This is a genomic window from Methylophaga sp. UBA5088, from assembly GCF_002414625.1.
GTDB lineage: Bacteria > Pseudomonadota > Gammaproteobacteria > Nitrosococcales > Methylophagaceae > Methylophaga > Methylophaga marina.
Genome location: NZ_DIAC01000072.1, coordinates 4,590 through 16,487 on the forward strand (window position 1 = coordinate 4,590; position 11,898 = coordinate 16,487).

Below are 11,898 nucleotides of genomic sequence, written 5' to 3' on the forward strand. Positions count from 1 at the left end.
TCACTCCAGCCATCTACCCTCTTGATCTCAAGGGAGCAACAGTGGATGACTATAAACAGTTAGCCAAAACTATCTCTGATAACTTTGGCAGATTAGATGCATTAGTGCACTGCGCCGCTACCTTGGGACAGTTAGCGCCGGTTATCAATCAAGATGCTAAAACATGGGCTGAAACCCTGCATATCAACCTGACAGCTGCCTATTTACTTACCCAGGCTTGTCTTCCTCTGCTCAAGCAGCAAAATAGCCAGCTTATTTTCACTACAGATATTCACAAGCATACTGCTTACTGGGGCGCTTACGGTATCAGTAAGGCTGCGATAGAAGCCTTTGCGGCTCAACTGCAGGACGAGCTTGAAGCTGAAGGAAAAGTCAGCGTCAGCACCATTGATCCTGGTGAAGTGAGAACGAGCTTATTTGCACGGGCTTATCCAGCACGCAATCCTGAAGGCTTGAAATCACCTGATGATATAGTCGGTTTATACTTATCCAAACTCATGACAAAAGCGGAACAAGCCGGTTAGTTTAGCGTCAAAGTTTCGGCATCAATAATGTAAGACACTGATTTAATTACATTAATAGTTGTTGGCACACTTATAGCAGGTTATATTCATAACTTGAATAAGGATGTGCTCCCATGGAACACGTATCAACAACAAATCAACTAAGACTAAGCCTTGTTGAAGGCTTAAAGCCAAAACAAGATATTGCGCAGACAAAAACAGCAGAACAAGTTCATCAACAGCTGCCTTATATACTACAAACCAGTCTTATCCTTGAAGACATGCTTGGATTATTTCAACGCGAAGTTGATGCCGTTTTCCCTGAGTGCAGTTTCCATTATCAAAACAGTAGCATGAAAGTGCAGATTGATTCCGCACAGAAATTTCATCATCGTTGCCACTACAAACTTGAAATGAATGGGGATTATCTGGGTGACATCACCTTCACTCAGCGTAAAAAGTTTTCTGATGCTGACATTAATTTCCTGGAAGACTTACTCAGCTTGTTGGTTCACCCTCTCAAAAACTGTCTGCTTTATAAAAAAGCGTTAGCTGCAGCATTGTTAGATGATCTGACAAACCTAGGGAATCGTGCAGCTTATGAGAAGAACTTACAACGAGAAGTAGAAAGAACAAAACGCCATGACACGCCTCTGTCACTTATCGTGATCGATATCGATAATTTCAAATCTATCAATGATAAATTTGGTCACTCATCTGGTGACAAGGCACTAAAAATACTTGCTGATATGATTAATCATTCACTCCGTAGTAGTGATATGGCATTCAGATTTGGTGGTGAAGAGTTTGTTTTATTACTGCCTGAAACCAATATTCATGATGCAGAAATTGTGGCAGAGAGAGTACGTGAATCTGTCTCTCAAATACTGTCACATGATGGAAAAAACAGCTTTAGCTTTACGGTGAGTTTAGGTGTAGCCCAGCTCCACACGAATGAAGAGGGCTACCACTTGTTTGAGCGCGCTGATATGGCCCTCTATGAAGCCAAACACACGGGCAAAAATGTGACCGTATGCGCCAGACAACCGTAAGTAACTATAAACTGACTAATGTCCTCTGATACGTGGTCTTCTCTTTGGAGCAGCCTCTTCCGCATCACGCTTTTGTTCAGCTTTATTTGTACTAAACTCTTTTCTCGGGCGCGTTTTTTTAGCTCGTTCTTGCTTTGCCGCCGGCTGTTTACGTCCAGAGGTGGCTTTGCTAACAGGCTTCATCCCTGCTTGCTCATAGAGATAATCTAAATCTGAGCCTTCAAGCTTAGTCCAGTGCCCCATACGCAGGTTATTAGGAATAATGATAGGTCCATAACGCACCCGCATCAGACGACTGACTTGTACCCCTTGGCTTTCCCATAAACGACGCACTTCACGGTTACGACCTTCCTGAATAACCACGTGATACCACTTATTGGCACCTTCGCCACCAGACTCCTGAATATCAGCAAACTTAGCTTCACCGTCCTCAAGCATAACGCCGTCACGCAGCGCCTGCATCATGTCTGATGTGACTTCACCCAAGACACGTACCGCATACTCACGATCCATTTCAAGGGAAGGATGCATCAAACGATTCGCCAGCTCACCATCAGTGGTCAGAATAATTAGGCCGCTGGTATTTAAATCGAGTCGTCCAACACTCACCCAACGACCCTGCTCCGGAATAGGCAGCGACTGAAAGATCGTACGGCGACCTTCAGGGTCCTTACGCGTGCATACTTCACCAACAGGCTTGTTATAAAGAATGACCTGCTTAGCAGGCTCTTGCCACAAGCGTTTCGGCGAAAGCGGTTTATTATCGAGTTTTAAACGATCACCTTCACTAATCTGATCACCTAAACTTGCAAGCTCACCATTTCGAGTGACGCGCCCTTCCTTAATCCAGGTTTCAACCTGTCGACGAGAGCCATAACCCGCTCTTGCTAATACTTTTTGAATACGTTCAGCCATAAAACCGCGTCAGCAACCTTTTATTTATAATTTAAACCCATTGATGAACGGACTTCCGCCAAGGTTTCCTGCGCCACTTCACGGGCAGCAGCATTACCATCATCAATAATACGGCGGACATCCTCTGGGTGTTGACTTAAATCCAACGCCCGTTCACGGATGGGTCTCAGTTCGGCACTCACAGCATCAATCAGTGGACCTTTACAGTCCAGACACCCGATACTTGCACTGCGACAACCTTCTTGTACCCATTGTTTTTGATCTTCTGAAGCGTAAACCTCATGCAGCTGCCATACAGGACAGCGCTCAGGTTCACCGGGATCAGTTCGACGGACACGATTGGTATCCGTTGGCATACGTTTAATTTTCTCGGCAAGACTATCATCAGGCTCGCGCAGCGAAATCGTATTACCATAGGACTTGGACATTTTCTGTCCATCCAGTCCCGGCATTTTGGATGCCGGTGTTAATAACGCTTTTGGTTCTGGCAAGATAACTTTACCTGCCCCTTCAAGATAGCCAAACAAACGTTCCATATCACCCAGAGCTAGGTTTTGCTGATTTTTAAGCAACTCTCTAGCCGTAGCAAGTGCGTCCGCGTCACCCTGTTCTTGATAAGACTTACGCAAGTTATTGTACAACTTTGCGTTTTTCTTACCCATTTTTTTGATCGCAGCTTCTGCTTTTTCTTCAAAATCTTTTTCACGACCATAAAGATGATTAAAACGACGAGCGACTTCACGTGTTAACTCAACATGGGCTACCTGATCTTCACCGACAGGTACTTGTCCTGCACGATAAATGAGAATGTCAGCACTTTGTAATAAGGGATAGCCTAAGAAACCATATGTTGATAGATCTTTTTCTTTCAACTTTTCTTGTTGATCCTTATAGGTCGGAACACGTTCCAACCATGACAGTGGCGTCATCATCGACAATAACAAGTGTAATTCCGCATGCTCGGGGACTTTTGACTGTAAAAAAAGCGATGCTGTTGATGGCTCAATGCCAGCGGCTAACCAGTCGATCACCATTTCCCAGACACTATTTTCGATAATGCTGCTGTCTTCATAATGTGTTGTCAGCGCATGCCAGTCTGCAACAAAGAAAAAGCAGTCAAATTCGTGCTGTAATTTAATCCAGTTTTTCAGAACGCCATGATAGTGCCCTAAATGCAGTTGTCCTGTGGGACGCATGCCTGAAACAATGCGACGGGACTGTATTGCAACCGTATCCAAAATGTTCTCCTGATAAGCCTTAATTAGCTAACTATAAAATACTGAATATTTGCGCTGGTAAACCAAACACCATCACCAGCAAATTGAGCATTGCACTGACCAATGGCCATAAAATCAAACTTAAAATACCGAAATAAAGTAGTCCCAACAAAATAAAGAAACCATAAGGTTCTATTCTGCTGAATTTATAAGCCACCGGCCCTGGTAACCAACTCGATAACACACGGCTACCATCGAGGGGTGGAATAGGCAGTAAATTAAGCATCATTAACATTGTATTGATTAATACGCCTGCCACGCCCATAAACATCATTGGCTGCCCCAAACTGATGTCAGCCTGGATTAACATTAATCCTAGCTTGGCAACGATGGCCCATATCACCGCCATAATAAAATTAGCAGCGGGACCTGCTGCAGCCACCCAAGCCATATCGCGTTTGGGCTGACGCAGATTCTGATAGCTCACCGGTACGGGTTTTGCCCAGCCAAACACAAAGCCACCGAGCAGCAATAATAAGCCGGGAACCAGCACCGTACCGATAGGATCAATATGTTTGAATGGGTTGAGTGTGAGCCTTCCCAACATTTGTGCTGTTCTGTCACCTAATTTTAGTGCTACCCAGCCATGTGCAACTTCATGAACCGTGATGGCAAATAACACAGGTATCGCCCAGATAATGATTTTCTGGACCAGACTAAACTCAAACACGAATACTGTCCTGACCGCCCATATAGTAACGTAATGCCTCAGGAATGAGGACAGAACCATCCGCTTGTTGATGATTTTCCATCAACGCCAGCAGAGTTCGACCAACGGCCAGACCTGAACCATTTAAGGTGTGAACCAACTCAGGTTTACCTGTCGCAGGATTGCGCCAGCGAGCTTGTAAACGACGCGCCTGGAAATCACCAAAATTACTACAAGATGAAATCTCTCGGTACGTTTGTTGACTTGGCAACCAGACTTCCAGATCATAAGTTTTTGTTGAAGAAAACCCTAAGTCACCCGTGCACAGATTCACCTTGCGATAAGGTAAATCTAATAGCTGCAATACTTTCTCAGCATGTGCAGTTAATTCTTCATGTGCAGCAGCAGAATCCTCTGGGCGAACGATTTGTACCAACTCAACTTTTTCAAACTGATGCTGACGAATTAACCCGCGCACATCACGACCGTATGAACCGGCCTCACTTCTGAAACAGGGTGTGTGAGCAACAAATTTCAATGGTAGAGAAGCATCTTCAGAAATGCTGTCACGAACAATATTAGTGACAGGCACTTCAGCTGTGGGAATAAGATAAAACTCACCATCATTCACTTTGAACAGATCTTCTTCAAATTTAGGTAACTGCCCCGTTCCTCTTAAAGAGTCTGCATTGACCAAGTAAGGCACATAGGTTTCAGTGTAACCATGCTTCTCACTATGTAAATCCAGCATAAATTGCGTTAAAGCACGTTGTAACTTAGCTAAAGGCCCTGATAAAGTCACAAAACGGGCAGCACTGATTTTTGCTGCGGTATCAAAGTCCATGCCTAAAGTTGCACCCAGATCAACATGATCTTTTGGTTCAAAATCAAACTGTCGTGGCTCTCCCCAACGCAAGACTTCCTGATTTTCACTCTCATCTTGACCGGCAGGCACATCAGCTTGTGGAATATTAGGTATTCCCATGGCGATCTGTTCTAACTGCGCCAAAACTTCATTCAATCGTGACTCAGCCGCTTTATGGCGATCACCTAAATCTTCAATCTCTTTAAGTAATGGCGAGATATCTTCACCCGCGGCCTTGGCTTTACCAATATTTTTAGAACGACTGTTTCGTTCAGTTTGTAACTCCTGAGCTTCAAGTTGGGCCTGTTTTCGTTCTTCTTCGAGTTTTGCTAATAGGGCAACATCTAAAACAAAGCCTCGACGGGCTAATTGCTCAGCTACCTGTTCAGTTTCATTTCTTAATAACTTAGGATCTAACATTCTTTTATTTTCCAGATTGTGCCGTCCAGCTCACAATATGATCTGGCTTAACCATACTTTCTAGCTGTGTGATAATTTTTTCTACTTTTTGTGGGGAATCAAAAAACTCGACCACTAAGGGTAACTCGGGTGATAAATCCAATAACGACGCTTTATGCAATTGATGTTCAGCACCCAATCCAGCAATCCCGCGAAACACGGTAAAACCTTTAATATCGGAGCTTTCCAATAACTTTATAACGCTATCGCCATGATCGCGTCCTTCAGCCAGGTACACTCGCACCATCGTGACATCTATCCGACTCATAATTGTCTCCCCAAGCTCAATCCTACCCATGTCGCCATCAGGCAGAGTAAAACGCTTAGAAGTATATTCAGCATCGCCTTGGTCACATCGCCTGCTTCAAGCAGAGCCATGGTTTCCATTGAAAATGTCGAAAACGTTGTAAAAGCACCAAGTAACCCAATTAAAATGGCAGAACGCCATTCCGTCATGCCTAACTCTCTCTCGATAAAGATAATGAAGAGAAACCCCATCAGTAGAGAACCGAGCACATTAACAGCCAACGTGCCATATGGAAAGTCCCGGCCTAAAATACGATAGACACCATTGGAAACAACAAACCTCAGTACGGCACCCACTGCACCACCTGCGGCAATAGCAATTATTTGGTGCACGAACAACATTCCCTACCCAAAAACAGGTAGTTTACCGTATTCTGGCCTAAGGCTCGCAACTGATTGTTTAATGAGGAAAATAGCATTCAATCATATGCCTGTCATAGCGAATACAAATCACTGACAAACAAACTGTTATCAAGCATTAGCCGTATCTTTCAACCATTTTGCCTAAGGAAACAGGCACAATTTTGCTAGCATGACCTGCGCTGCCAAACGCCTGATAACGCGCTTCACAAATTGTTTGCATAGCTTGAGTAGCTGCTTTAAAGAATTTTCTTGGATCAAATTCAGCTTTATTGTGTTCATCAGTGAGAAACTGACGAATGGATCCCGTTGATGCCATACGCAAATCGGTGTCGATATTCACCTTACGCACCCCGTATTGAATACCTTCAACAATTTCTTCCACTGGTACACCATAGGTTTGGCCAATATCACCACCATGCGTATTAATGATTTTCAGCCAATCTTGCGGCACAGAGCTTGAACCATGCATCACAAAATGCGTATCAGGTAGTTTTTGTTGCAATGTTTTCAAGTGGCTAATGGCGAGCACATCGCCTGTCGGTGGTTGTGTAAATTTATAAGCACCATGACTGGTGCCAATAGCCACAGCTAAAGCATCTACCTGGGTGATTTTGACGAATTCCACTGCCTCTTCAGGATCCGTCAGTAATTGACTGTGGTCTAAGGCTGAATCAGCACCATGACCATCTTCTTCGCCCATCATGCCTGTTTCCAGCGAGCCTAGACAGCCCAATTCCCCCTCAACAGACACACCACAAGCGTGGGCAATATCGACCACCGTTTTTGTTACCTGACTGTTGTATTCAAAGTCTGAAGGCGTTTTCATGTCCTCACGTAAAGAGCCATCCATCATCACAGAGGTAAAACCTGACTGAATCGAGCGAATACAAATATCCGGATTGGCCCCATGATCCTGATGCAGAACGATAGGAATATGAGGATAGGCTTCAACTGCTGCGAGTACCAAGTGACGTAAAAATGGCTCACCGGCATATTTTCTGGCGCCAGCACTGGCTTGCATGATCACCGGACTATCTACCTTGTCAGCCGCTTGCATGATGGCATGTACTTGCTCCATATTACTGACATTAAATGCGGGAACAGCAAAATCATGTTCAGCTGCATAGTCTAATAATTGTCGCAACGTAATCAGGGCCATAAAGCCTCCTGTAAAGAAAAATTTATTTTGAGGTGAGCTTAGTCTATCTGTCTGGGTTCAGCCATATCTCCCACCCTGACAATTTTCATGGCATTGGTGCTGCCCTGAATTTCAAGATCACCTTTGGTTATGATGACAATATCCCCCTCAGCAACTACACCCCGGCGCACAAGTTCATCAATCATCTCTTTATTCATCCGTGCATGGTCGTGATGTTCTACATCAAATTCCAACGGATATACACCTCGATATAAGGTGACTTTTCGTGCCGTTTTTTCGTGAGGCGTCAGGGCAAAGATGGGGATGCCTGAACTAATTCTGGACATCCATAATGTGGTCGCTCCTGAGTCTGTCAACGCCGCGATCGCTTTGACATCAAGATGATTTGCAGTATACATCGCAGCCATCGCGATGGCTTCATCCATGCGTTCAAAGTGTGAGTCTATCCGGTGTCGTGATACCCGTATCTCACGCTCCAGTTCAGCTTGAAGACAGACACGGTCAACCGCTGCTATCGTTTTTATTGGGTTTTTGCCTACAGCGGTTTCTCCGGATAGCATCACCGCGTCTGTGCCATCGAGTACGGCATTAGCCACGTCAAAGACTTCTGCCCGAGTCGGGATTGGGTTCGTTATCATTGACTCCATCATCTGAGTGGCGGTGATGGTCAGACAGTTCTTTTTGCGAGCCAGCCCAATGATACGTTTTTGGATAGGCGGTAATGCGGCGTCTCCCATTTCCACACCCAGATCACCGCGCGCCACCATAATCGCATCCGTCGCCGCAATAATCTCGTCAATCGCCTCAACGGCTTCAGCACGCTCGATTTTTGCCACTATAGCCCCATAGCCGCCTGCGTCACGTAATAATTGTCTCGCCTGATGAATATCATCAGCCGAGCGAGGGAAAGACACTGCAAGGTAATCCGCCTGCATACTGGCAGCAGTCTTTATGTCTTGTTTATCTTTATCTGTTAAGGCTTTTGCAGAAAGGCCGCCACCAAGACGGTTGATACCCTTGTTATTGGAGAGAACGCCACCAAAACTCACTGTTGTATGAATTTTATGTGCATCGACCGTATCCACTCGTAACACGATTCTACCGTCATCTAACAGCAAGGTATCTTTCGCTTTGACGTCTCGTGGTAGCGCTTTGTAGTCGATACCGACTTGTTGTTCGTTTCCATCCTCTTTGCCAAGCTGGGCATCCAGAATGAAAGGTGCTCCCTCCTCCAGTACTACCGACCCTTGCTTGAATCGAGAAATACGAATTTTAGGCCCCTGCAGATCAGCCAGAATACCGACTTGTTTATTCTGCAAACGGGCACGCTCTCTGACAAGCTCAGCAAGTGCAAGATGTGTGTCAGACTCACCATGAGAAAAGTTGAGCCTGACCACATTCATTCCGGCTGCGATCATCGCATCCAGTACTTGAGGGCTTTGTGTGGCCGGCCCTAAAGTCGCAACAATTTTTGTTCGTCTTATGGCCGTCACATGAAACTCCTTTATGATTGTGCGGCGCGCTGCTCCAGAATATCAACAGCAGGTAACTTCTTGCCTTCAAGAAACTCTAGAAATGCACCGCCACCGGTTGAAATATAAGAAATATCGTCACAAATTTTATATTTAGACACTGCCGCTAATGTATCACCACCACCAGCAATAGAAAATGCATCAGACTCAGCGATGGCCATCGCGACTTCTTTTGTACCTTCACCAAACTGATTAAATTCAAATACACCCACAGGACCGTTCCAAACAATGGTACCGGCATTTTTTAAAATTTCTGTTAAAGCAGCGGCAGATTTTGGACCAATATCAAAAATCATGTCATCAGCCACAATATCAGCCACTTTTTTGGTTTCAGCTTCTGCATTCTCAGCAAAGTGCTTTCCACATACGACATCAACAGGGACCGGAATATCCCCGCCACGATTTTGGGCTTCTGCGCGTAATTTTTTACAGGTATCAATCAAATCTTCTTCATAAAGTGAATTACCCACTTGATAACCTTCGGCTGCAATAAAGGTGTTGGCTATCCCGCCGCCGACGATAAGCTGATCCACTTTTTTTGATAATGATTCTAGAACGGTTAATTTTGTTGATACTTTTGAGCCACCCACAATGGCGACAAGTGGTCTTGCTGGATTATCTAATGCCTTAGCCAGTGCCTCGAATTCTGTTGCCAGTAGTGGACCAGCACAAGCAATGGGCGCATACTTCGCCACACCATGAGTCGAAGCCTGAGCACGATGGGCGGTGCCAAACGCGTCCATCACAAACACATCACATAACTTCGCCATGCGACGAGATAAGGCTTCATCATTCGCCTTTTCACCCTTATTAAATCGCACATTTTCGCAAAGTACGACTTCACCCGCTTCAACAGGAATGAACTCGGGTTCCAACCAGTTTTGTTCAAGTCGCACCGGGCGATCTAATAAAGCAGATAAATAATTGGCTACCGGCGCCAATGAGTATTGATGTTCGTATTCACCTTCAGTGGGTCTGCCAAGGTGTGACATGATCATGACTTTTGCACCAGCTTTTAATGCCATTTCGATAGTAGGCAATGAAGCATGAATTCGGGTGCCATCAGCAACCACACCTTTTTTCAGTGGCACATTGAGATCCTGGCGAATCAGTACACGCTTACCCGCCAAATCCAGATCAGCCATCTTGATTACAGACATGATGATTTTCCTCGTGAATAATTAAAATTGTGACTTTCATCACAAAGTATAACGTTCTAGAACAGTTTGACCATAAAAAAAGGCTTTCTGGATTCAGAAAGCCTTCGTTTTTTTATTGGAAAAAGAATGAATTAACGACCGACGTATTGAACAAGACGCATCATATTGCAAGTATAACCATATTCATTGTCATACCATGCAACCACTTTTACGAAGGTCTTGTCCAGTGCGATACCCGCACCCGCATCAAAGTTAGAAGGCGCAGTATGACCACGGAAGTCTGTTGATACTACGCTTTCATCTGTATAACCGAGTACATCTTTTAATTCAGCGTCTGAGGCTGCTTTCATCGCTGTGCAGATATCGTCGTAGCTTGCGTCTTTTTCCAGTTCAACCGTCAAGTCCACAACAGAGACGTCTGACGTGGGCACACGGAAAGCCATACCCGTTAATTTGCCATTCAAATCAGGTAGAACTTTACCGACCGCTTTCGCAGCACCAGTTGATGATGGGATGATATTTTCTAAAATGCCACGACCACCACGCCAATCTTTCATTGATGGGCCATCGACTGTTTTTTGAGTCGCTGTCGCCGCGTGGACGGTGGTCATCAAGCCGCGCTTAATACCAAAGCTATCGTGTAATACTTTGGCAACAGGCGCTAGGGCATTGGTTGTACAGGATGCGGCAGATACAATTGACTGACCGTCATAATCTTTGTGATTAACCCCGAAAACAAACATCGGGGTGTGATCTTTTGATGGCGCAGACTGCACTACTTTTTTAGCACCCGCCTCAATATGTGCCTGACAACTTTCTTCAGTCAGGAAAAAACCTGTACATTCGATGATTAGATCAGCGCCGACTTCATCCCATTTTAAGTCTGCTGGGTTACGTTCGGCAGTAATGCGAATAGTTTTACCATTGACCACCAGGTTGCCGTCTCTGACTTCGACTTCACCATGGAAGCGACCATGTACAGAATCATATTTGAGCATGTAGGCCAGATACTCTGGATCTAACAAATCATTGATAGCGACCACTTCAATATCTGTAAAATCTTTGATGGCTGCACGAAACGCCATGCGACCAATACGGCCAAAACCGTTTATACCGACTCTAATCGTCATGCTTAGTCCCCTATCACTATATCCGTCTGTCTAAGAACTGAAATCTCAGTTTGAAATTTCACTTATTAGACTTTCGAGCTTTAGAGAGAGAAAAACCAGTGAGCAGATGCCCACTGGTTCAATCTCTTTACTTCATTTCTAAACCAGTAATAATTACAGTACTGATTTAACTGTCTTAACGACATTTTCAACGGTGAAGCCGAAGTGTTTCATCAACACACCACCTGGCGCAGATTCACCAAATGTGTCGATACCAACAACACCACCTTCCAGGCCAACATACTTGCGCCAGAAGTCAGTCACACCCGCTTCAACAGATACACGTTTAACACCTGGTGTTAATACGCTGTCTTTGTAAGCTTGGTCTTGACGATCAAACACGTTAGTTGAAGGCATAGAAACAACGCGTGCTTTCACACCGTCAGCTTTCAGTTCTTCTTGTGCTTTAACCGCTAAGTCAACTTCAGAACCTGTCGCGATAATGATGACATCCGCTGCGCCGCCTTCTGCTTCAGACAGAACATAAGC

At 44.9% G+C, this 11,898-nt stretch carries 13 protein-coding genes; 2 read left to right on the top strand and 11 right to left on the bottom strand.

What is annotated here, in order from left to right; all coding sequences use genetic code 11:
- Together B4K20_RS09040 and B4K20_RS09045 are read left to right on the top strand one after the other, a co-directional pair.
- On the top strand, positions 1 to 524 hold a 524-nt coding region (locus B4K20_RS09040; protein WP_289282645.1), incomplete at its 5' end, for an SDR family NAD(P)-dependent oxidoreductase.
- A 113-nt stretch (positions 525 to 637) separates the two neighbouring features.
- Complete coding sequence (locus tag B4K20_RS09045) at positions 638 to 1,555, top strand: GGDEF domain-containing protein (RefSeq protein WP_289282646.1); 918 nt, start codon at positions 638 to 640, stop codon at positions 1,553 to 1,555.
- A gap of 15 nt (positions 1,556 to 1,570) precedes the next feature.
- Here B4K20_RS09045 and rluB read toward each other — a convergent pair whose 3' ends face one another.
- The 11 genes from rluB to B4K20_RS09100 all read right to left on the bottom strand — a co-directional run.
- Positions 1,571 to 2,470 (bottom strand): 23S rRNA pseudouridine(2605) synthase RluB, encoded by a 900-nt coding sequence (rluB, locus tag B4K20_RS09050; protein WP_289282647.1) that lies wholly within the window; start codon positions 2,468 to 2,470, stop codon positions 1,571 to 1,573.
- A 20-nt stretch (positions 2,471 to 2,490) separates the two neighbouring features.
- Positions 2,491 to 3,708: a tryptophan--tRNA ligase gene (locus tag B4K20_RS09055; protein WP_286305754.1), complete on the bottom strand. Its 1,218-nt coding sequence runs from the start codon at positions 3,706 to 3,708 to the stop codon at positions 2,491 to 2,493.
- Between the two features lie 31 nt (positions 3,709 to 3,739).
- Entirely contained in the window at positions 3,740 to 4,417 is a 678-nt protein-coding gene (locus tag B4K20_RS09060) for a site-2 protease family protein (RefSeq protein WP_289282648.1), read from the bottom strand.
- Positions 4,410 to 5,681 carry a serine--tRNA ligase gene (serS, locus tag B4K20_RS09065; protein ID WP_289282649.1) on the bottom strand — a complete coding sequence of 424 codons (1,272 nt, stop codon included), beginning with the start codon at positions 5,679 to 5,681 and terminating at the stop codon, positions 4,410 to 4,412. Before serS ends, B4K20_RS09060 begins: the two co-directional genes overlap by 8 nt.
- A gap of 4 nt (positions 5,682 to 5,685) precedes the next feature.
- Positions 5,686 to 5,988 carry a DUF190 domain-containing protein gene (locus tag B4K20_RS09070; protein ID WP_289282650.1) on the bottom strand — a complete coding sequence of 101 codons (303 nt, stop codon included), beginning with the start codon at positions 5,986 to 5,988 and terminating at the stop codon, positions 5,686 to 5,688.
- On the bottom strand, positions 5,985 to 6,359 hold the full coding sequence (crcB, locus tag B4K20_RS09075) for a fluoride efflux transporter CrcB (RefSeq protein ID WP_289243737.1): 375 nt from the start codon (positions 6,357 to 6,359) through the stop codon (positions 5,985 to 5,987). Before crcB ends, B4K20_RS09070 begins: the two co-directional genes overlap by 4 nt.
- A gap of 145 nt (positions 6,360 to 6,504) precedes the next feature.
- On the bottom strand, positions 6,505 to 7,548 hold the full coding sequence (fba, locus tag B4K20_RS09080) for a class II fructose-bisphosphate aldolase (RefSeq protein ID WP_289282651.1): 1,044 nt from the start codon (positions 7,546 to 7,548) through the stop codon (positions 6,505 to 6,507).
- A gap of 38 nt (positions 7,549 to 7,586) precedes the next feature.
- Positions 7,587 to 9,041, bottom strand: coding sequence for a pyruvate kinase (pyk, locus tag B4K20_RS09085; RefSeq protein WP_289243735.1), 1,455 nt, complete (start codon positions 9,039 to 9,041; stop codon positions 7,587 to 7,589).
- An 11-nt stretch (positions 9,042 to 9,052) separates the two neighbouring features.
- Positions 9,053 to 10,240: a phosphoglycerate kinase gene (locus B4K20_RS09090; protein WP_289282652.1), complete on the bottom strand. Its 1,188-nt coding sequence runs from the start codon at positions 10,238 to 10,240 to the stop codon at positions 9,053 to 9,055.
- Positions 10,241 to 10,371: 131 nt separating this feature from the next.
- On the bottom strand, positions 10,372 to 11,370 hold the full coding sequence (gene gap / locus B4K20_RS09095) for a type I glyceraldehyde-3-phosphate dehydrogenase (protein WP_286305762.1): 999 nt from the start codon (positions 11,368 to 11,370) through the stop codon (positions 10,372 to 10,374).
- Between the two features lie 153 nt (positions 11,371 to 11,523).
- A partial coding sequence (locus B4K20_RS09100) for a transketolase-like TK C-terminal-containing protein (RefSeq protein ID WP_289282653.1) occupies positions 11,524 to 11,898 on the bottom strand: 375 nt, incomplete at its 5' end.